Origin of the sequence: Streptomyces sp. NPDC051172, from assembly GCF_040682555.1 — a bacterium.
In the GTDB taxonomy this organism is placed as follows: Bacteria; Actinomycetota; Actinomycetes; order Streptomycetales; family Streptomycetaceae; genus Streptomyces.
The window spans coordinates 1-19,932 of the sequence record NZ_JBFBBE010000017.1 but is presented as its reverse complement, the minus strand read 5'-3'; the positions used below and the strand labels follow the sequence as shown (position 1 = coordinate 19,932).

The 19,932-nt window shown below is 69.9% G+C and carries 18 protein-coding genes; 7 read left to right on the top strand and 11 right to left on the bottom strand.

Features of this window, described 5'->3' with window-relative positions; translation table 11 throughout:
• Positions 1-73 precede the first annotated feature (73 nt).
• From AB0N07_RS12985 to AB0N07_RS12965, 5 genes are all read left to right on the top strand, one after another.
• Complete coding sequence (locus tag AB0N07_RS12985; RefSeq protein WP_365834297.1) at positions 74-1,282, top strand: pyridoxal phosphate-dependent aminotransferase; 1,209 nt, start codon at positions 74-76, stop codon at positions 1,280-1,282.
• A gap of 67 nt (positions 1,283-1,349) precedes the next feature.
• Complete coding sequence (locus AB0N07_RS12980; protein ID WP_365834296.1) at positions 1,350-2,507, top strand: serine hydrolase domain-containing protein; 1,158 nt, start codon at positions 1,350-1,352, stop codon at positions 2,505-2,507.
• A gap of 62 nt (positions 2,508-2,569) precedes the next feature.
• A complete protein-coding gene (locus AB0N07_RS12975) occupies positions 2,570-3,169 on the top strand; it encodes a histidine phosphatase family protein (protein WP_365834295.1) in 600 nt (199 codons plus the stop codon).
• A gap of 93 nt (positions 3,170-3,262) precedes the next feature.
• Positions 3,263-3,895 (top strand): hypothetical protein, encoded by a 633-nt coding sequence (locus AB0N07_RS12970; RefSeq protein WP_365834294.1) that lies wholly within the window; start codon positions 3,263-3,265, stop codon positions 3,893-3,895.
• A 77-nt stretch (positions 3,896-3,972) separates the two neighbouring features.
• A complete protein-coding gene (locus AB0N07_RS12965; RefSeq protein ID WP_365834293.1) occupies positions 3,973-4,395 on the top strand; it encodes an acyl-CoA thioesterase in 423 nt (140 codons plus the stop codon).
• 25 nt (positions 4,396-4,420) lie between these two features.
• Here AB0N07_RS12965 and AB0N07_RS12960 read toward each other — a convergent pair whose 3' ends face one another.
• Complete coding sequence (locus AB0N07_RS12960; protein ID WP_365834292.1) at positions 4,421-5,275, bottom strand: NAD(P)H-binding protein; 855 nt, start codon at positions 5,273-5,275, stop codon at positions 4,421-4,423.
• A 96-nt stretch (positions 5,276-5,371) separates the two neighbouring features.
• Between AB0N07_RS12960 and AB0N07_RS12955 the strand changes: the two genes are divergently transcribed.
• Both AB0N07_RS12955 and AB0N07_RS12950 read left to right on the top strand, forming a co-directional pair.
• Positions 5,372-6,166 (top strand): helix-turn-helix domain-containing protein, encoded by a 795-nt coding sequence (locus AB0N07_RS12955; protein WP_365834291.1) that lies wholly within the window; start codon positions 5,372-5,374, stop codon positions 6,164-6,166.
• 44 nt (positions 6,167-6,210) lie between these two features.
• Positions 6,211-6,825, top strand: a complete 615-nt coding sequence (locus AB0N07_RS12950; protein WP_365834290.1) for an exonuclease — start codon at positions 6,211-6,213, stop codon at positions 6,823-6,825.
• Here AB0N07_RS12950 and AB0N07_RS12945 read toward each other — a convergent pair.
• The 10 genes from AB0N07_RS12945 to AB0N07_RS12900 form a co-directional block, all read right to left on the bottom strand.
• The gene (locus AB0N07_RS12945; protein WP_365834289.1) at positions 6,779-7,396 is read right to left on the bottom strand and encodes a TMEM175 family protein; all 618 of its coding nucleotides are present in this window, start codon (positions 7,394-7,396) and stop codon (positions 6,779-6,781) included. The two genes, AB0N07_RS12950 and AB0N07_RS12945, sit on opposite strands and share 47 nt — an antisense overlap.
• 64 nt (positions 7,397-7,460) lie before the next feature.
• Positions 7,461-8,828 (bottom strand): nucleobase:cation symporter-2 family protein, encoded by a 1,368-nt coding sequence (locus tag AB0N07_RS12940; protein WP_365834288.1) that lies wholly within the window; start codon positions 8,826-8,828, stop codon positions 7,461-7,463.
• Between the two features lie 212 nt (positions 8,829-9,040).
• The gene (locus tag AB0N07_RS12935) at positions 9,041-10,420 is read right to left on the bottom strand and encodes an 8-oxoguanine deaminase (protein WP_365834287.1); all 1,380 of its coding nucleotides are present in this window, start codon (positions 10,418-10,420) and stop codon (positions 9,041-9,043) included.
• Between the two features lie 130 nt (positions 10,421-10,550).
• Entirely contained in the window at positions 10,551-11,498 is a 948-nt protein-coding gene (gene pucL / locus AB0N07_RS12930) for a factor-independent urate hydroxylase (protein WP_365834286.1), read from the bottom strand.
• Between the two features lie 4 nt (positions 11,499-11,502).
• Entirely contained in the window at positions 11,503-11,895 is a 393-nt protein-coding gene (gene uraH / locus AB0N07_RS12925; protein WP_365834285.1) for a hydroxyisourate hydrolase, read from the bottom strand.
• Positions 11,896-11,899: 4 nt separating this feature from the next.
• Positions 11,900-12,412 carry a 2-oxo-4-hydroxy-4-carboxy-5-ureidoimidazoline decarboxylase gene (gene uraD, locus AB0N07_RS12920; RefSeq protein ID WP_365834284.1) on the bottom strand — a complete coding sequence of 171 codons (513 nt, stop codon included), beginning with the start codon at positions 12,410-12,412 and terminating at the stop codon, positions 11,900-11,902.
• Positions 12,413-12,551: 139 nt separating this feature from the next.
• Positions 12,552-12,920: a helix-turn-helix domain-containing protein gene (locus AB0N07_RS12915; RefSeq protein WP_030940519.1), complete on the bottom strand. Its 369-nt coding sequence runs from the start codon at positions 12,918-12,920 to the stop codon at positions 12,552-12,554.
• Positions 12,917-13,186, bottom strand: coding sequence for a thiamine-binding protein (locus tag AB0N07_RS12910; RefSeq protein ID WP_365834283.1), 270 nt, complete (start codon positions 13,184-13,186; stop codon positions 12,917-12,919). The genes AB0N07_RS12915 and AB0N07_RS12910 overlap by 4 nt, the downstream gene beginning before the upstream one ends.
• A gap of 379 nt (positions 13,187-13,565) precedes the next feature.
• Positions 13,566-16,580, bottom strand: a complete 3,015-nt coding sequence (locus tag AB0N07_RS12905; protein WP_365834282.1) for a hypothetical protein — start codon at positions 16,578-16,580, stop codon at positions 13,566-13,568.
• Between the two features lie 567 nt (positions 16,581-17,147).
• Positions 17,148-19,787, bottom strand: a complete 2,640-nt coding sequence (locus AB0N07_RS12900; RefSeq protein ID WP_365834281.1) for a glycosyl hydrolase — start codon at positions 19,785-19,787, stop codon at positions 17,148-17,150.
• Positions 19,788-19,932: the final 145 nt, after the last annotated feature.

Below are 19,932 nucleotides of genomic sequence, written 5' to 3'. Positions count from 1 at the left end.
ACATGTTGTTGGACTTTCCAAGCTCGAACTTGGTAAAACCAAGCAACACACGAAACCGGAGGGGCGAGCGAGCATGGAGTTCCGGCAGTCGAACAAGCTCAGCGAGGTCTGTTACGAGATCCGCGGCCCGGTGATCGAGCACGCCAACGCACTGGAGGAGGCGGGCCACAGCGTGCTGCGCCTGAACACCGGCAACCCCGCGGTGTTCGGCTTCGAGGCGCCGGAGGAGATCCTCCAGGACATGATCCGGATGCTCCCGCAGGCGCACGGCTACACGGACTCGCGCGGCGTCCTCTCCGCCCGCCGGGCGGTCGCCCAGCGCTACCAGACCCTGGGCCTGGAGGTCGACGTCGACGACGTCTTCCTCGGCAACGGCGTCTCCGAACTGGTCTCGATGGCCGTTCAGGCGCTGGTCGAGGACGGCGACGAGATCCTGATCCCGGCCCCGGACTTCCCGCTGTGGACGGCGGTCACAACGCTCGCCGGCGGCAAGGCGGTTCACTACCTCTGCGACGAACAGGCCGACTGGTACCCGGACCTGGACGACATGGCCTCGAAGATCACCGACCGCACCAAGGCCGTCGTCATCATCAACCCGAACAACCCCACCGGCGCGGTCTACCCCAAGGAGATCATCGAGGGCATCCTCGACCTCGCCCGCCGCCACGGCCTGATGGTCTTCGCCGACGAGATCTACGACCAGATCCTCTACGACGACGCCGTGCACCACTCGGCCGCCGCGCTCGCCCCCGACCTGGTGGTCCTCACCTTCTGCGGTCTGTCGAAGACGTACCGGGTGGCCGGCTTCCGCTCGGGCTGGCTGGTGGTCACCGGCCCGAGGCAGCACGCGAAGAACTATCTGGAGGGCCTGACGATGCTGGCCTCCATGCGGCTGTGCGCCAACGCGCCCGCCCAGTACGCCATCCAGGCCGCGCTCGGCGGCCGCCAGTCGATCCGCGACCTGACCGCGCCGGGCGGCCGCCTGCACGAACAGCGCAACGTCGCCTGGGAGAAACTGAACGAGATCCCGGGTGTGTCCTGCGTGAAGCCGAAGGGCGCCCTGTACGCGTTCCCGCGCATCGACCCCAAGGTGCACAGGATCCACGACGACGAGAAGTTCGTCCTGGACCTGCTGCTGCGGGAGAAGATCCAGGTGGTGCAGGGCACCGGCTTCAACTGGCCGACACCGGACCACTTCCGGATCCTGACGCTTCCCTACGCGGACGATCTGGAGGCGGCGATCGGGCGGATCGGGCGGTTCCTGAGCGGATACCGCCAGTAGCGGGAATGCCGTGCCACGGCCCTCTGTTGGTGGATTCCGTATCCGATCACCGAACAGGGGGCTTTGCATGTCGCACGACGTACAGGGAACGGTGTCCGAGGGATTCGAGGGCGTGCGCGAGGAGTTCGCCGCCTTCCTCGCCGGGGAGCGGCACGAGCCCGGCGCGCAGCTGGTGGCGTACCACAACGGGCGGCGGGTGGTGGACCTGTGGGCCGGGCAGGGAACCGACGGGGATTCCCTGACCAGTCTGTTCTCCATCACCAAGGGCGCGGCGCACCTGGTCGTCGCGCTGCTGGTGCAGGACGGCGTACTGGATCTGGACCGTGAAGTGGCGGCGTACTGGCCCGAGTTCGGGGTGGAGGGCAAGGAGCGGCTGACGCTGCGCGAGCTGCTGGAGCACCGGGCCGGGCTGGTCGGCATCCCCGACGGCGGTTTCAGCGCACGGGAGTTGGCCGACGACCGGCTCATGGCGGCACGCCTGGCCGGGCAGAAGCCGCTGTGGGACCCGCAGAGCGGATACGGCTACCACGGGCTCGTCATCGGCGCGCTCACCGGCGAGGTGGTGCGCCGGGCCACCGGGAAGTCGATCCAGGAACTGTACGAGGAGCGCATCCGGGCGCCCTACGGCCTCGACTTCCACCTCGGCCAGCCCGAGGCGCTGGAGCCACGGTGGCGGGAGGCGCAGCCGCTCGTCCCCACTCCCGAGGAGGCCGCCGCGCTGGCGGCACGGGCGGCCGCCCCCGGCAGCATCCGCCACATCGCCTTCAACCTGAACGCCCCCGAGCCCACCGACCTGCTCGCCTTCGCGAACGACCGCCACACGCGGGCCCTGGGCCCGGCGTCCTCGGGCGGTGTGGGCAACGCGCGCGGGGCGGCCGGCATGTACGCCGCCGCGATCAGCACGGTGGACGGCAGGGCGCCCCTGCTCACCCCTGAGACGGTGGCCCTGTTCGGCGGGTTGCGGACGCCCGGCCCCGACCTGGTGACCGGCGGCGACGACCACTTCGCAGTGGGCTTCGAGTACCTGGCCGGGCGCTACCCGCTCCTCGGCGAGGACTCCTTCGGGCACAGCGGCGCCACGGGCTCGCTGGCCTTCGCCGACCCGGCGAGCGGGGTGGCCTACGCCTACACACGGCGCCGCTTCGCCTTCCCCTCGGGCGTCGGCGCGTCCCCCGAGAACGGCCGTCTGGCCGATGCCGTACTGCGGGCGGCCTCGGCCTCGTGACACGGTGGGGCCAAGGCCTGCACGGCCGTGTCCGGCGGGTCCGAACGGGAAGGGTACGCGGCATGGGCGACGTGTTTCTCGTGCGGCACGGTGAGACCGAGTGGTCGCGGTCCGGGCGCCACACCGGCTGGACGGACGTGCCGCTGACCGAGCGCGGCCGTGCGGAGGCCCGGCAGCTGGTGCCGCTGATCCGCTCGCACCGGATCGGGGCCGCGTTCGTCAGTCCGCTGCAGCGGGCACGGGAGACGGCGGAGCTGATCGGGCTGCAGGACGTGCGGGTCGACCGGGATCTGCGGGAGTGGGACTACGGCGGCTACGAGGGGATCACGACCGTCGAGATCCAGCGCACCCGGCCGGACTGGTTCCTGTTCCGGGACGGGGTGGCGCCCGGGCCGCCGGACCACCCGGGGGAGACCCCCGAGCAGGTCGGCGAGCGCGCGGACCGCGTGCTCGCCAAGGTGGACGCGGCACTCGCCGACACCGAGGGCTGTGTGGTCCTGGTGGCGCACGGCCACTTTCTACGGGTGCTCACGGCCCGGCGGCTGGGGCTGCCGTCGTCGGGCGGGGCCCTGTTCCAGCTGGCCACGGGGACGGTGTGCCGGCTGGGGACCGAACACGGGCGGCCGGTGATCGCGGGGTGGAACGTGCGGCCCGGGGCGTGAGCGCCGGTCACCGGCCGCACCGGTGTTGTCAGACCCGCGTCGTAGCCTCTCAGGAGGTGGGAGAGGGGACCCGGTGACGGGAAGGAGCATGCCGTGACACGACCGCCGACCGCCGCTCAGCGGCGTGTGATCGATGCCGCCGATCCGGTGACCGGGCGGCTGAGGGGTACGGAGGCGCAGCTGGCGGCGCTGGTGAAGTGGGGGTTCGCCTTCCGGCACCCGCGGCCGCCGCACGACCACTTCCTGACGCCGGCCGGGCATCGAATACGGGAGGCCGGGGAGCCCGGGACGCCTGTACCCGAGCCGGAGCTGCCCGCCACCACCGGTGTGTTCGCCGCGCGGGTCGGCGGTGAGGAGGAGCCGCCGGAGGCCGGTCCGGCCCGCGCGCGCGAGGTGCGCAGCGCCTGGCAGGGCTTGCTGGAGCTGCGGCGGATGACCAATCCGGACGGGGCCATGGAGCGGCCGTGCCGCTGGGAGCGCACGCATCTGGTGCGGGCAGCCGCGCTCGCCCTGGAGGCGGCGGGCCATCGCCCCGCGGGCGCGGACCTGGTCGGATACCGGGTGCGGGCCACCCCGCAGCCGGAGGCGGTCGCGGTGCACGAGCCGGATCCGGCGGCGCTGCGGGCCTGCGCGGCCACGCTGGAGGCGGCGGGCTGGCAGGTCGGCGAACACAACGACCCCCGTTCCAGGGCGCGTTATCTGCTGGCGTCACCGCGCCGCGCATAGCGAGGCATGCCAAGATCGGTCGGTCACATCGTCCATCAGTACGAGCTGTACTGCGAGCTGTACGAGGAGAGAAGGCAGTGACCGAACCGTTTTCCGTCCCGGTGACCGTGCGCGGGTACGAGACCGATGTGCTGGGGCACCTCAACCAGGCCGTTTACCTCAACTACGCGGAGCACGCCCGCTGGTCCTTACTGCATGCGGCCGGGGTGACCCAGGCGACCCTGGTGGCCAAGGGCGTGGGCCCGGCGGCCCTGGAGACCACCCTGCGCTTCAGGCGTGAGCTGGTCGCAGGCGACGAGGTCGAGGTGACCTGCGCCTTCGAGTGGGGCGGCGGCAAGACCTTCCACATCGAGCAGACGATACGGAAGGCCGACGGCACGGTGGCGGCGGAGGTCACCGCGGTCGTCGGCCTGATGGACCTGAAGCAGCGACGGCTGGTGCCCAACCCGCGGGAGTTCTTCAAGGAACTGTCCACGGATCCGGCGCTGTTCGGGCTGTGAGGCCCCGCGGCCCACGCCCCTCGTCTCAGGCCTCCCCGAACGCCCCCTTGTGGTCCTCGGCCCACTCCCGGTAGGTCCGCGCCCGTCGCCCCAGGACCTCCCGTACGTCCTCGGTGACGACGTCGTTGCCTCCCTCCTGGATGAACCGGGCGGCGGCCATGAGGCTGTCCGCGTAGGTCTCGCCCAGACCGGCCGCGAGCGCCTGTTCACGGCGTTCGGCGGGCGAGAGGTCGTGGAGCGGCACCGGGCGGCCGAGCACCTCACCGAGGACGGCGGCCTGCTCGTGGGCGCTGAGGGTCTCGGGACCGGTGAGGGTGTACGTGCGCCCCGCGTGGCCGGGGTCGAGCAGTGCGGTCACCGCGATCTCGGCCACGTCCCGCGGGTCCACGACACCCTGCTTGCCGCCGCCCAGCATGTTCGGTGCGGCAGTGCCCTCGCGGATGGCCGCGGCCCAGGTCAGGGTGTTGGAGGCGAAGGAGGAGGGGCGCAGGACCGTCCACTGCAGTCCGCTGTCCCGTACGGCCTGCTCGCCGGGCATGTGCCAGGTCGCGAACACTCCCAGGTCGGGGTCGCCGGTGCCGATCGAGGAGAGCTTCACGATGCGCCGTACTCCCGCTGCCCGCGCCGCCGCCACCAGTCCGCGGTCGTGCTCGGCGTCGTCCGGCCCGAACACCCCCACCAGGAAGGCGGCTTCCGCACCCGCCATCGCGGCCTCGACCGAGGCACGGTCGCGGTGGTGGCCCGGCGCGGTCTCCACTCCGGACGGGACCCGCGCCTGCGCCGGCTCCCGGGTCAGGGCGCGGACCTTCTCGCCGCGTGCCGCGAGCTGTCGTACGACTTCACTGCCGATGGTGCCCGTGGCACCCGTCACAAGGATCATGTCCACCACGGTGGGCCGTGGTCGGCCCGGAACTCTTGGAAATTCCGGCACGGTTGCGGAGCCCGGACGGCCGTGGGGTGCGCTTACGGTGGAGGGGTGACCAACATCGTGTCCCGAGAGGTCCTGCCGACGCCCGAGGTACTGCGCCCGTGGGTCGCGGGCATCGGATCCGTGACGGTCGGCGACGTGCCGACGGAACCCTTCGTCCACCTCCCGGAGGCCACCACCAAGGTGGTCGTGCGCACCGGGGAACACGGCGTCCGCAGCGCACTGGTCGTGGGCCCGCGTGCCCGTGCCTCCTACCACCGGGGCAAGCGTCGCGTGTCCTGCGTGGAGCTGCGGCTGGCGCCCGGCACCGTGCGCCCCCTGCTCGGCGTTCCGGCCGTCGACCTCGTCGGCCGTGCGGTGCGGCTGGCTGAGCTTCCCAGCCCGTATGTCCGGCAACTCGCCGACGCGCTGCAACGGTTGGAGCCCGACGAGGCGGTGGCCCATCTCACGGAGGTGCTCCCGGAGCTGCTCGCCGCCGCGGACCGTTCCCGCACCGAGCTGGTGCGCGCCGGGGTCGACGCGATGTCGGTCCGCACCGGTCGCACCCCCGCCCCGGTGGGTGACGTGGCGCGCGAACTCGCCGTCAGCGAGCGGCAGTTGCGCAACCTGTTCACCGAGGGCGTCGGCCTCTCCCCCAAGCACTACGCCCGTATCAACCGGGTGCGCACGGTACTGGACTTCGCCGGCACCTGCTCGTGGGCCGAGCTGGCGGCCGCCATCGGTTACTACGACCAGTCCCACATGACGACCGACTTCCGCACCCTGATGGGCGTACCGCCCCGCTCGTACTTCACCGGCCGCCTGCCCGACGCCACGCCCTGCCAGGCGATCCGCCGGGCCTGAATTCGGATGCGGGCACCCCCGTCCGCCTGCGATGCTCCACCGTCATGGCCGCACGACGTATCAGACCCAGCCGCTACATCTCCGTCGACATCGAGGCCGACGGCCCCATCCCCGGCCCGTACTCGATGCTGAGCTTCGGCGCGTCGGTCGCGGGGACGCAGGATGCCGACGGGTTCACGGCCGCCGACCCGCAGCGGCAGACCTTCTACCGCGAACTGCGCCCGATCAGCGAGGAGTTCGTCCCGGAGGCACTTGCGGTGAGCGGGCTCGACCGGGAGCGCCTGACGAGCGAGGGCGCCGAACCTGCCGTCGCACTGGGCGAGTTCAGCGACTGGGTGCGCGAGGTGAGCGCGGGCGCACAGCCCGTGATGTGCGGTTATCCGGCCTCCTACGACTGGACGTTCCTGTACTGGTACCTGATCCGCTTCACCGGGGCGAGCCCCTTCGGCCCCTCCGGCTGCCTGGACATGAAGACGCTGTACGCGACGAAAGCGGGGCTGCCGCTGCGCGCGGTGGCCAAGGGCAGCATGCCTCGCCACCTGCTGTCCCGGCGACGGCATACGCACCATGCACTGGACGACGCGATCGAGCAGGCCGAGTTGCTGGCCAACCTCATGAACTGGCCGGGGCCTCACGCGTCGGCACCGGTACCTGGTTGAACGCGTAGTACAGGGCGATCAGGCCGTGGGCCGCCAGAGTCAGCGGGGCCGAGACGAAGGCGAGGCCCACCGTCACCGGGTAGGCCAGGGAGCCCAGCGCGAAGCGTGCGCGGGTCGCGCGCGCCGCAGGGACGTCGACACGTGAGTCGAAGAGGTGGCCGGTGCGGGTCAGATGCCACCACAGGGCCTGGAAGGTGAGTGCCATCAGGACCATGACCAGGCTGTAGACGGCCGCCGCCACATGCGAGGCCGCGTCCTCGCGCAGATACTCCGCGAGCATCGCGGTCGGCCACGGCACCGCGGCCACCACCATCAGCACCAGCAGGTTCAGGAACATCAGCGTACGGTCGACGCGGGCGACGTAGCTGAACAGCTGGTGGTGGTTGATCCACATGATGCCGATGACCAGGAAACTCACCACATAGGCGGCGTACGAGGGCCACTGGGCGCCCAGCGCGTGCCACAGCCCGTGTTCGCCGACCTCGGGGACCTTGATCTCCAGGATGAGCAGGGTGATGGCGATGGCGAACACGCCGTCGCTGAAGGCCTCGACACGGCCGGACTCGTTCATGGGAGACAGACTGCCCCATCGCCGGTGCGGGGCACGGCCACTATCGTGCCCCGCACCGGCGGGATCAGTGGGCGGCGGCGATCTGCTCGCCGGGCTCCATGGGATGGGTGACGTCCTGGTCGTCCCGGTTCCTGCCGAGATGGTTGAAGACCAGGTTCAGCAGGACCGCCGCCACGCAGCCCGTGGAGATGCCCGAGTCGAGCACGATCTTCGCGGTCTCGGGGAAGGCGTGGTAGAAGTCCGGCGCGGTGATCGGGATCATGCCGACGGCCAGCGACACGGCGACGATCAGGACGTTGTTGTCCTTGTCCAGGCCGGCCTTGACGAGGGTCTGGATTCCGCTGGCCGCCACCGAGCCGAACAGGACGACGCCCGCGCCGCCGAGCACCGGGCGCGGTACGACGGCGATGAGCGAGGCGGCCATCGGGCACAGGCCCATCAGGACCAGGAAGCCGCCGCCGGTGGCGACGACGTAGCGGCTGCGGATCCTCGTCATCGCGACCAGGCCGATGTTCTGGGCGAAGGCGCTGCACATGAAGCCGTTGAACAGCGGGCTCAGCGCCGAGCCGAGGGTGTCGGCGCGCAGGCCCGCGGCGATGGTCCGCTCGTCCGCCGGGCGTTCGACGATCTCGCCGAGCGCCAGCATGTCCGCGGTGGATTCGGTCATCGAGACCACCATCACCACGCACAGGGAGAGGATCGCGGCGAGCTGGAACCGGGGCGCCCCGAAGTGGAACGGGGTGGGGAAGCCGATGACGGCCGCGTCCGTGACGGGCCCGAAGTCCGTGGCGCCGAAGGGGATCGCGAGCAGGGTGCCGGCGATCAGGCCGAGCAGCACGGCGATCTGTTTGACGAAGCCTCGGGTGAAGCGGCGAAGCACCAGCACGATCAGGAGCGTCGCGGCGGCCAGGCCGAGGTTGGTCGTGGAGCCGTAGTCGCCGGCGGTGGGGTTGGGTCCCTGCGCCCAGCCGAAGGCGACCGGCAGCAGGGACACGCCTATGAGGGTGATGACGGTGCCGGTGACGACCGGCGGGAAGAAGCGGACCGCCCTGCTGAAGAACGGGGCGGCGAGGAAACCGAGCAGTCCGGCGACCATGACCGCGCCGAAGATGATCGGCAGGGCGTCGGACTTGTCCTTGGTGGAGGCGACCACCGCGGTCATGGGAGCGACGCCCGCGAAGGTGACGCCGTTGACGAAGGGCAGCCGGGCGCCGATCTTCCAGATGCCGAGGGTCTGCAGGAAGGTGGCGAGGCCCGCGGTGAAGAGGCAGGCGCCGGTGAGGAAGGTGAGTTCGGTGCCGGTCAGGCCGATGGCCGCGCCGACGATCAGGGGCGGGGCGACGACTCCCGCGTACATGGCGGCCACGTGCTGCAGGCCGGTGGTGGCCATTTTGAGTGCGGGGAGCTTTTCGTCGACGGGGTGGGCGGTCACGGCGGTTCCTCCGGGTCAGCTAACACGTCGGCTCTGACGTGGGTTTCTTGGAGGTGGTGCGCGGTCGTGCGGGACCGCCTGTAAGGAAGGTGACGGTGACCGTTCCGGGGCGCGCACGTCCATGCGCGCCCCGGAGACGGCCGCCATGGAACCACTGGGGTCCACGGCTACCGGTCGAGGGCCGTCCCCCTCGACCGGAGATCTTCGACCGCTCAGGCCTGCTCGGCGATCTGCGCCAGGCGCCGGGCCTCGGCCCGTGTGGAGCGGGCGATGGCGTCCTCGTCGACGTGCAGCAGGCGGCCCGCCTCGACGATCTGCCGGCCGTTCACGAAGGAGGCGGTGACCGGGGCGGCCGCGCCGAAGACCAGTGCGGTGACCGGATCGGCGATGGAGGCGTGGGCGAGGGTGTCCAGCTTCCACAGCACCAGGTCGGCGAGCTTGCCGGGCTCCAGGGAGCCGATCTCGGCGCTGCGACCGAGGACCTGGGCGCCGCCGTACGTACCGAGGCGCAGTGCCTGGCGGGCGTTCAGGGCGGCCTCGCGGTGGGCGCCGAGACGGTTGATGAGCAGGGCGTTGCGCAGCTCGGTGTGGAGTTCGCCGGACTCGTTGGACGCCGTACCGTCGACGCCGAGGCCGACCGGGACACCGGCCGCCAGCATGTCGGGGACCCGCGCGATACCGGCCGCGAGGCGGGCGTTGGAGGACGGGCAGTGGGCGACACCCGTCTTCGTACGGGCGAAGGCTGCGATGTCGGAGTCGTTCATGTGGACGCAGTGCGCCATCCACACGTCCTCGCCGAGCCAGCCGGTGGACTCGAAGTAGTCGGTCGGGCCCATGCCGAACAGTTCCTTGCAGAACTGCTCCTCCTCGACGGTCTCCGAGCCGTGGGTGTGCAGGCGCACACCGAGGCGGCGGGCCAACTGGGCGCCCTCACGCAGGAGTTCGGTGGAGACGGAGAACGGCGAGCAGGGCGCGACGGCCACCTGGGTCATCGCGTCGAAGGAGGCGTCGTGGTGCTCCTTGACGGTGGCCTCGGTCGCGGCGAGGGCTCCTTCGAGGGTCTCGACGGCGAAGTCCGGGGGCAGGCCGCCGTCCTTCTCGCTGCGGTCCATCGAGCCGCGGGCGAGGGTGAAGCGGACGCCCATTTCGCGGGCGGCGCGGATGATGGCGCCGGACAGGTCGCCGGAGTCCTTCGGGAAGACGTAGTGGTGGTCCATGGCGGTGGTCACGCCGCCGCGGGCCATCATCGCGAGGGACCCCTGGGCGGCCGCGTACACCATCGGCTCGTCGATGCGCGCCCAGGTCGGATACAGGGCGACCAGCCAGTTGAACAGGTTGTGGTCGGTGGCGAGGCCCCGGGTGATCCACTGGTAGAAGTGGTGATGGGTGTTGACCAGGCCGGGGGTCACCAGATGTCCGGAGGCGTCGATACGGCGTACGACGTTCTCCAGACCCTCGGGGGCCTTGCCCGCGCCCAGCGCCTCGATGCGGTTTCCGGCGATGACGACGTACCCGTTCGCATACTCGGTGTCGTTGGCGTCGACGGTTGCGATCGAACAGTTCTCGATGACGATGCGCTGGACTGCTGCCATGATTCGTCCTTTTCGCTCAGTGGACTTTTGTGGAGAGGGCACGGCAGGACCCTAGGAGTTTTGAGTGCCGTGACCGGGGAGGCGGGTTCCCCGGTCACGGGTGCCGAATATCGAGCTGCCCGGAAGGTGCTCAGAGGTTGGTGAGGTCCACCGGGATCTTCGGCTCGCAGCCGTCCCGCAGGATCGTCGCCTCGATCAGGCCGTAGGGGCGGTCGGCGGCGAAGTACACCTCGTTGTCGTTCTTCAGCCCGAAGGGCTCGAGGTCGACGAGGAAGTGGTGCTTGTTCGGCAGTGAGAAGCGGACCTCGTCGATCTCGCTGCGGTTGTTGATGATGCGCGAACCCATTTGGTAGAGGGTCTGCTGCAGGGAGAGCGAGTACGTCTCGGCGAAGGCCTGGAGCATGTGCTTCCTGGTCTGCTCGTAGGACTTCTCCCAGTTGGGCATCCGCTGCTCGTCGTCGGTCCAGTTGAACCGCCAGCGGGCCGACACCGACGTGGCCAGGATGCGGTCGTACGCCTCCTGCAGCGTCGTGTACTTGTCCTTGACGTAGCCCCAGAACTCGGAGTTCGTCGAGTTCATCACCGTCAGGTCCTTGAGACCGGAGACGACCTCCCACGACGAGCCGTCGTAGGTGATCTGGGTCAGCCGGGTCTCCTGGCCCTTGCGGACGAAGGAGTGCTTGACCTCGTCCGCGCCGATGAACCGGGAGTTCGCGTCGGAGGCGGCGATCCGCTCCCAGGCGTACTCCTCGATACGGATCCGGGCCGTCCTGATCGGCTCCTGGCTGGTCACGAAGTGCCTGGCCAGGTGGATGCCGAACTGCTCGGCCGACTCGATGCCGTGCTCCTTGGCGAACGCGTACACCGTGTTCTTGGTGGTGTCGGTCGGCAGCACGTTGGCGTTGGAGCCGGAGTAGTGGACCTCGTCCATGTCGCCGCTCAGCGCGACGGACACGTTCAGGTCCTTGATGTGGTGGGTGGCGCCGTCCCGCGTGATCTTTACGACTCGGTTCTCGGCCTTGCCGTACTGGTTCTGTCCCAGGATCACAGGGCGGGCAGGGCGGGAATTGTCGGTCATTTAGCTAGCTCCCTCGGTAAACGGAGTAGCCGAACGGGTTGAGCAGCAACGGTACGTGGTAGTGCTCCCCGGGCTTCACGGCGAAGGTGATCGCCACCTCGGGGAAGAACACGGCACCGCTGTCCCGATTCGCGGGGGCGTCCTGCTGCGCATCGGCTTGCTTCTTCTCGAAGTACGGTTCGACGGCGAAGTCGAGCCGTACGTGGGTCGTCCCTTCCGGCAGTGCCGGCAGGTCCTTGCACCGTCCGTCCGCGTCGGTCGCGGAACCGCCGAGCGCCTGCCATACGGCCTCTCGCCCGGCGCGGGCGGAGAGCTCGACGGCGACGCCCTCGGCGGGGCGGCCGATGCTGGTGTCCAGGATGTGCGTGGACACGGAGGCGGTGGTGCTGGTGCTCATGGTGTCAGGCTTCCTCTTCGACGAGTCGGGCCAGGCGGATGCGGTTGATCTTGCCCAGCTCGGCGCGGACGATCTCCCGCTCCTGCTCCGGCGAGTTGCCGATCCGCTCCTTGACCGCGTCCCGCATCTGCTCGCCGGTCCGGCCGGTGGCGCAGATCAGGAAGACATGGCCGAACCTGTCCTGGTAGGCCAGGTTCAGTTCGAGCATCTCCGACTTCAGTTCCTCGGAGGCGCCGGCCATGCCGCGCTGCTCCCGGGCCGAGGTGGGGTCCCCCGGCTTGGGGCGGCCGATCGGCGGGTGCCCGGCCATCGCCTCGGCCAGGTCCTCGGCGCTCAGCTCGGCCATGGCGGCGTCACTGGCGGCGAAGAGCTCCTCGGCGGTGGCGTACGGGCGGGCGGCGAGCAGCCGCCGCGCCCAGGTGGTGGAAGCACACGCCTCGTGGAGGGCGGCGAAGGCCGCGTGCTCCTCCAGTGCGTTGAACCGGGCCAGGCCCGGGGGCGTGGAAGTCGACGTCACGGGTGCCTCCGTGGCCGCGAGAACGGCCTTCGTGCTGAACGGGCTGCCGTTAGCTAACGCCCCCGCGCAACGTCACGTCAACACTTTGTTGAAAATTCGGGGTAACAAACCCGGCCGGACGGTGACCCCAGGAGGCCCCTCAGCCCTCCTTCTCACGGTTCAGATAGTTGTAGACCGTGAACCGGCTGACGCCGAGTGCGCCCGCGACGGTCTCCACTCCGTGCCGTACGGAGAAGGCGCCGCGCGCCTCGAGTATCCGTACGACCTCCTGCTTGGCCTTGCGGTCCAGGTCGGCCAGGGGCTTGCCCTGCTTGCGCTCCATGGCGGCGAGGATGTGGTCGAGGGAGTCGGCGAGCTGGGGCAGGCGTACGGCGACCACGTCGGCGCCCTCCCAGGCGAGCACGACGTCGTCGGGGCCGGCCTCGTCGGGCGGGAGCAGCTCGCCGCCCATGGCGTCGACCAGCGGTTTCACGGCCGTGATGAACGGCTCGTCCCCGGTGCCGGTCATTCCGTGCCCTCCCCGGCCGCGCCGGCTGCGTCTACAACGTTGACCTGCAGCGAGACCCGGGTGGCCCCGGCCTGGAGCGTCCGGCGGAGCAGCGCGTCCACGGCACTCAGCACGGCGTCGGCGGCGCCCTCCGCCGTGTTGCCGAACGGGCCGACGTCCACCTCGTCCAGCTCGGCAGCCTCGATGACCTGGCGGGCGACCACCGCGTGCGCGGGCGCCTCGTCGAGGTCGAAGGGCTCGGTCGTGAACTCCACTCTCAATCGCACAGTACCCCCAGACAGCCTTCCGACCTGCACTTTTACCCCCGACCACCCACCGAGAGGGCACATCAGGGCACACCGGGGGCACAGTGAAGGCTGCACCACAGTCGCGATCTGTCGCAGGCCGGTCAAGTTCACGCGACGGAGCCGGTTCGTCCGCCACGAGGCGACCCTAACCGACCAGGGCAACGGAACGCCGCGTGGCCGCCCTGCCGTTCCGCCTGGCCGGCCGGCCGCGCGAAGTCGAAGCCGATCATCGACGCCGATTCCGCGCGCACCGTGCACCGTACACAGCAGGATCAGCAGGATCAGCAGGATCAGCAGCCACATCGGCGCCCGGCCGGACGGGTGGGCCGGCGTCGCCGCCCACACCGCCGCCGCGTGGTCACCCCACGTCGAACCGGTCGATCACCAGATAGGTGCCTCCTGTCTTGGTCAGGGTGAGGGTGTGGCGCCCGAGGGGCAGGCCGCTGACGGAGTACACGGTCTGCTGGGCCTGGCGGCTCGCGGAGGATGCGTTGACGGCGCCCTTGGAGGCGCCGTCGAGGGAGACCGCGATGGTGCCTTCGTCGGAGTTGGTCTCGGTGACGAGGCTGATCGCGGTGCCGGTGAAGGTGACGGTGGCCGAGTCCCCGTTCGTGGTGGCGGCGTGGACGTCGTCCTGGTGGTCGCCCAGACCCCGGTTGGCGTAGTAGTGCCAGGACCCGCCGGTGTAGGCGATGGAGGCGGCGGTGTCGTTGGCGACGCGGGCCGTCTCGAAGCCGTCCAGGGTGGCCCAGGTGCCGCTGCGCTTGACGAACTGGACGGTGTGGCTGCCCGCGCTCAGTCCGCTGGTGCTGTAGATGACCACCTGGGCCCGGCGGGTGGTGGCGTCGGTGTCGACCAGGCCCTTGGAGGTTCCGTCGATGAGGACCTCGACCTGTCCCTGGTCGGTGTTCTTCTCGCCGATGACCGAGACACCGGTGCCGGTGAACGTCAGCGAGGCGGTGTCGCCGTTGGTCTTCGTGGCGTGTACGGCGTCCTCGTAGTCGCCCGCGCCGCGGTTGCCGTTCGCCGTCCAGCTGCCGGTGTAGGAGATCGCGGTGTCGTCGTCGTCGATCCAGCCGCTCAGCGGCTGGTGCGCGGCGTCGGGGCCGGCGGCCGCGATGATGTCCCGGGCGGCGGAGGGCCAGGCGCCGCCGGAGACGATCGTGGCCTGGTTGAAGGTGATGTCGGTGCCGCTGTTCCGGTAGTTGGTGGTGTCGGAGTAGTTGTCGTGGATGTTGATGTCGTGGATGGTCGGCGTCCACATTCCGATCCAGTTGCCGCCGACGATGCGGGAGACGTTGTCGTGGGTGTTCCAGTACGAGCTGCCCTCGTCCTGGTACAGCATGTTGTTGGTGTGGTTGCCGACCTCGACGAGGTTGCCCGCGAGCACCGACGCGGTGGAACCGTCGCCGTTGCCCTGGCCGCCGTTGGTGTAGACGGGGCCGCCGTCGTAGAGGACGTTCATCACGTCGTGGACGTGGTTGTTCAGGACCTGGTTGCCGCCGGCGTAGATGGTGCCGTGTGCGCAGGTGTGCAGGCCCTGGGCGGACTGCATGGAGCACGGTGAGGCGTAGCCCCAGCCCCAGCCGACCGACATGCCGGAGTAGGAGGTGTGGCCGATGTCGTTGTGCGAGACGGTGAGGTCGCGCGTGTAGCCGGCCCAGATGCCGACCGCGTCGGAGTAGTCCCGGCCGACGTCGGAGATCCAGTTCTGGGTGACGGTGTCGCCGGTGGTCATGCGGTGGGTGTCGGTGAGGTAGTAGTCGTCCACCTCGCCCACGGAGACACCGCCACCGGAGGTGTCGTGGATGAAGTTCCCGGTGATCGTGGAGGCCTGGGTGCCGTCGGCGAGGTCGATGCCGGTGCCGCCGGTGTGGGTGATCTCGTTGCCGGTGAAGGTGATGTTCGAGCCGCGGTGGACCTGGACAGCGGCGGGGATGCGGATGGGGGCGTTGCTGCTGCCGGGGTCCCACAGCACGCCGGCCTGGTTGTCGATGTAGCCGGCCGTGGAGGGCAGGGTCCAGGTGGTGCAGGCGAAGGTCAGGCCCTGGAAGGCGATGTCGTGCGCGGGTGTGATGGTGTCCGGCACCACGGTGAAGCCGTCCAGGAGCATGGATGTCCCGCCGGTCTTGACCAGCTTGATGGTGTGCCGGCCCTTGGCGAGGCCGCTGACGGAGGCGACGACCTGCTGGGCGAGCCGCGATGAGCCGGAGGCGGACACGCTCTGGACCCTGGCGCCGTCGATGGAGACGTCGATGCCGCCCTCGTCGCTGTTGGTCTCCGAGAGCACGTCGATCCCGGTACCGGTGAAGGTGTAGCTCACCGAGTCGCCGTTGGTCGTGGTGGCGTGCACGTCGTTGTAGAGGTCACCCAGGTTGCGCCCGCTGGAGGAGCTCCAGGAGCCGGTGTAGGTGATGGCCGGGTCCGTGTCGTTGACCGGGGCGAGGTGGCCGGGAGTGCCACTGACGTTCAGCAGCGTTTCGGTGGTGGGCAGTTCCACGTCGGCGGTGCTGAGGTCCTCACCGCTGCGCGGCTTGTAGTACAGGAAGCCCGCCGAACTGTCGAGGTAGAACTCGCCCGGGGCGTCGAGCAGTTGGTAGGCGTTCTCCACATAGGTGATGGAGCTCAGCTTCGGCAGTCCGGCGCCGTTGAAGGGGAAGCCCCGGTTGGGAACGGACGTGTTGTTGTTCCGGAAGCAGGCCGGGTCGACGTTGAGGCTGGACCCGCCGCCACTGGGCGCGGTGATGCTCGCCAGCGGGCAGCGCATCTGCTTCCAGGCGTTGTTGTTCACGATCTCCACGGAGGAGGCGTTGGTGAACGACGTGTAGGAGGAGTCGCTGGTGGTGAAGCCGGCCCCGGAGAGGGTGAAACCCGAGGGGTTCAGCGGACCGCGTGCGCGCTGGGCGCGTACTCCGTCGACGAACAGCTGCCTGCTCTGCGTGCCGGCCGGCACGGCGGCGCGGTAGATGTTCTTGCCGCTGTCGAAGAGGGAGAACCCGCTGACCTTCGTCGCCCCGCTGAGGACGGGCTTCTCACCCTGGTAGGCGGCGTAGACCACCGTGTGGCCGTTGCGCCCCGAGTCGGACGGGCCCAGGGCGAACGCCTGGGACCGGCGGTAGGTACCGCCGCGCAGATAGACGTCGATGTCGGCGGCCATGCCAGGGGCGAGGCCCGCCACTTTGCTCTTGGCGCCGTCCAGGCTGCAGGGCGCGCTCAGTGAGCAGGTGCTGCCGGACCCGGAGGGCGACGCGTACAGCACGGTCGGCGTGGCGGCGTACGCCGGGCTGGGCACGGTGATCACGGCGCATATGAGCGCTGCCAGTGTGCCGAGCACGCCGGAGAGGCCGGCGGCTCTGGGACGGAACAACGACATTGATGCTCCTTCGAGGAGGTGTGAGGACACCCGGGGATGCGGACCCCGCCGCCGCAAGGGCGGCGACCGCCTGCCAGCCGAGCCCGCGATTGCCTCCGGGAGGGATGGATAGATCCGATGTCCCTTTACGACTTTTCGATGAAAGCTGGAGTGGCCAACGGAACAGGGGAAGTTGACCTATGAGACATCGGATCTATGGCCTGGGAGGAGGCTACGGCGACGACCCGCCACGGGCAATAGAGAGGAACCGGGGAGTTGAGTCCTTGCCGGGGGCGCGCGTTGGCCGACCGAAAGCGCTGACGGTGAGGCCGAATGAAGCCGGGACCACGTGTGCACTGCTGACGGGCGGACGCCCCGTCACCGGGCCGCAGTCGTGGCGGACTTGTGGAGAACGCCTGCGGCTGGGCCCATGGCGTGTGTGTCGCGCGATGCCGGGTCCCACTCTGCGTGCTGGAGACCTGCCGCCTCGGGCGGCTGCGCGAGGCGGGCCTGCCGACCTCCGCCGACGCACGGAAGGGGTGCCCCCCGAGAAGCCGGAGGGCACCCCTCTCACCATGCGGTCGTGCGTCAGTCGCAGTCGCGCACCTTGATGGTGTAGATGCCGCGGCCGTGGGTGGCCGCGTACAGGGTGCTGCCGTCGGGGCCCAGCTTCAGCTGGAGCACGGCGACGGCCGGCAGGTCTCCGACGCGCTGCCACTTGGTGTGGCCCGGGGCGCGGTAGACGACGCCCAGGTCGGTGGCGACGGCGAGACCGCCGTTCGGCGTGACGATGGCGGAGTCGGTCGGCACGTCGGGCAGGTTCGCGGAGATGTCCTTCCAGGTGGTGCCGCCGTCGGTGGACTCGAAGACATGGCCCACGCCGGCGCCGGGGCCCTCCGTCCAGTGCCGGGAGAAGCCGTTGACGGCGAGGAAGACGTGGTCGGCGTTCTTCGGGTCGATGGCGAAGCCGCTGAGGTAGCGGTTCGGCACGGTCCCGTCGGCGGGCAGGGTGATGTCGTGCCAGCCGGTGCCGTCCGCGTTGCCGACGGAGATGCCACGCGCGAAGCCCTGGTTGTTGCAGGGGCCGCACCAGGCCGCGTACACCTTGCCGCCGGATGCCGCCACGGCGGTCGCCGTGCGGCCGGCGCCGAGGTCGTACACGCTCGTCCACTCCTTGCCGCTGCGGATGGCGTAGCCATGGGTCTGCACCCACACGTGCCGGCCGCCCGCGATCCACGTCGAAGAGCTCTTCAGGTCGGTCGCGAGCGGGGCGATGAAGCGGGCCTCGCTGGTGGCGTTGTCGGCCGGGGCGACGTTGTACGACGTGGCCTTGGTGGCATCGGTGGACCAACTGCCGTCATTCACCGCGCAGTTCTGGGTGATCTGGATGGCGAGGTAGACGTACTCCTCGGCGATGTTGCAGCCGTTGGCGGGGTCGGTGAGCGTGTCGCCGCCGTCGCCGCCGAAGTTGGAGCCCATCACCTTGTCGTTGCTGCGCAGCACGGACTGGCCGTTGTCCTGGAGGCCGCCGGTGACCGAGACGCCGCCGTAGGCCAGGTCCTTGCCGATGCCCACCGAGTAGTACTGGAGGGTGTCGATGGTGCCGTCGTTGAGGGAGGTCCAGTCGGTGGCGTGGCCGGAGGCGTCCTGCGAGCCGTCGATCGGGCGCCTGTAGACGCCGCCGTCGTTGCCGACGTACACGAAGCTCTTGCCGTGGTAGCTGCCGATCGCGACGCCGTGCTGGTCGGAGTGGGTGGTCTGGTTGCAGTCACCGGTCTGCTTGGCCGGGTCGATGGACCAGCAGGAGAAGGTGAAGTTCCAGTAGGGGCCCACGGTCGACCAGGTGCTGCCGCCGTCCTTGGTCTCGTAGACCTCCTCCAGGCCCGCGTAGACGTGCTTGGGGTCGTTCGGGTCCACGGTCAGGAACTGGTTGTACCAGGCCTGTACGCCGGGCATGTAGCCGCTGGTGGTCAGCGCGGAGCCGTCGGCGGCCAGACCCTTGTAGTCGGCGATCTTCGTCCACGGTCCGAACGGCGAGGCGGCGCTGTAGATGCCCTCCAGGCCGCTGTCCGGATTGGTGTTCAGCTGCTCGGGGGACTGGTCGATGGCGTAGTAGCGCGAGCCGTCGGCGGAGCGGGCGAAGGTGACGTTGCCGACGTTGTCCGCGTCGGTCGGCAGGTCGCCGAAGCCGCTGGTGATCCGCGTCCAGGCGCCCTTGGAGTCCTTGGTGAAGAAGCCGTTGTAGTCGTCACCGCTGCGCCAGCCGACCGCCAGGATCACCTTGGACGGGTCCTTGGGGTCGATGGCGATGTCGTTGGCGATGTTCTTGTAGGCGGCCGACGGGTCGCTCGCCTTCGCACCACCGGGGAGGTAGTCGGGGTTGGGCGCGTACTCCAGCTTCCAGGCGCCCTTCAGCGTCTTCGTGGAGTGGCTCCACACGCCCTTGCTGGTCGCGGCCCACACCTTGCCGCCGCCGAAGCGCAGTTCGTGGATGGTGCTGGACTCCAGCTCGTCGCCGCCGACCCGGCTGCGGGCGGAGAAGGTGCCGTGGTGCGGGTGGGACAGGACGTAGACGCCGCTGCCGAGAAGGGCGTCCGCGTTGGTGGTGGCCTCGCCGGTGCCCAGCCACAGTCGGCCGCCGCCGTCCAGCGCGAGCGCGCCGGTGGACTGCGAGGGCAGCTTGTCGCTGATGGGCTTCCAGTTCCCGCCGCCCCGCTTGGACCGCCAGACGCCGCCGCCCGCGCTGCCCGCGTACACATACCCGTCGTCATCGGCGGCGAGCGCGGCCATCCGGCCGGTGACATTGCCCGAGCCGCCACTGGAGTTGGAGTCGATGTCGCGGTAGCGCGAGTCGTCGGAGTTGTACGGCAGGTCGGTGATGTTGCGCCAACTGCCGCCGGTGCTCGGCAGGTTGGTCAGGCTTGTCCAGGCGGCGCCGTAGGCGCCGGGGGCGACGATGCCGGGTGAGGTGCGGGCCTCGGCGTACTGGTCCGCGCCCTCGGCTATCTCGTCCGCCTCATTGCCGCCGTCGCCGTCCTCGCCCTTCAGCCGCGGGCTCATGGTGCCGACCGACTGCGTGCGCTCGGCGGCCAGCTGAGCGAGGGTGCGGGCGCCGAACGGAGCCTTCGTCCTGCCGGACGCGGCGCCTGCGGGTGTCGCGACGAGTGCGGCGGATGCGGTGATGGCACAGATCGTGAACCATCGTCTCTTACGGGTTGGTGCTGACACCAGATCCTCCCGAACGGGGGTCGTACAGCCGTCGCAGGAGACCCGATCATGAGCCAAGGCCGGGAAGTTAAGGCTGGCTGGGGCGCTGTCCAGGCGCGGGTGGGCGTGCTGGCCCTGCGGTGAATGACGAACGGGACCGCTGGTA

Excerpts from the sequence above, each read along its gene's own strand:
- AB0N07_RS12960 (WP_365834292.1), bottom strand. The coding sequence starts at position 5,275 with ATGATCCTTGTGACGGGTGCCACGGGCACCATCGGCAGTGAAGTCGTA.
- AB0N07_RS12945 (WP_365834289.1), bottom strand. The coding sequence starts at position 7,396 with ATGAACGAGTCCGGCCGTGTCGAGGCCTTCAGCGACGGCGTGTTCGCC.
- AB0N07_RS12980 (WP_365834296.1), top strand. The coding sequence starts at position 1,350 with ATGTCGCACGACGTACAGGGAACGGTGTCCGAGGGATTCGAGGGCGTG.
- AB0N07_RS12935 (WP_365834287.1), bottom strand. The coding sequence starts at position 10,420 with ATGGCAGCAGTCCAGCGCATCGTCATCGAGAACTGTTCGATCGCAACC.
- AB0N07_RS12915 (WP_030940519.1), bottom strand. The coding sequence starts at position 12,920 with ATGACCGGCACCGGGGACGAGCCGTTCATCACGGCCGTGAAACCGCTG.
- AB0N07_RS12905 (WP_365834282.1), bottom strand. The coding sequence starts at position 16,580 with ATGTCGTTGTTCCGTCCCAGAGCCGCCGGCCTCTCCGGCGTGCTCGGC.
- AB0N07_RS12985 (WP_365834297.1), top strand. The coding sequence starts at position 74 with ATGGAGTTCCGGCAGTCGAACAAGCTCAGCGAGGTCTGTTACGAGATC.
- pucL (WP_365834286.1), bottom strand. The coding sequence starts at position 11,498 with ATGACCGACAATTCCCGCCCTGCCCGCCCTGTGATCCTGGGACAGAAC.
- AB0N07_RS12975 (WP_365834295.1), top strand. The coding sequence starts at position 2,570 with ATGGGCGACGTGTTTCTCGTGCGGCACGGTGAGACCGAGTGGTCGCGG.
- AB0N07_RS12950 (WP_365834290.1), top strand. The coding sequence starts at position 6,211 with ATGGCCGCACGACGTATCAGACCCAGCCGCTACATCTCCGTCGACATC.
- uraH (WP_365834285.1), bottom strand. The coding sequence starts at position 11,895 with ATGAGCACCAGCACCACCGCCTCCGTGTCCACGCACATCCTGGACACC.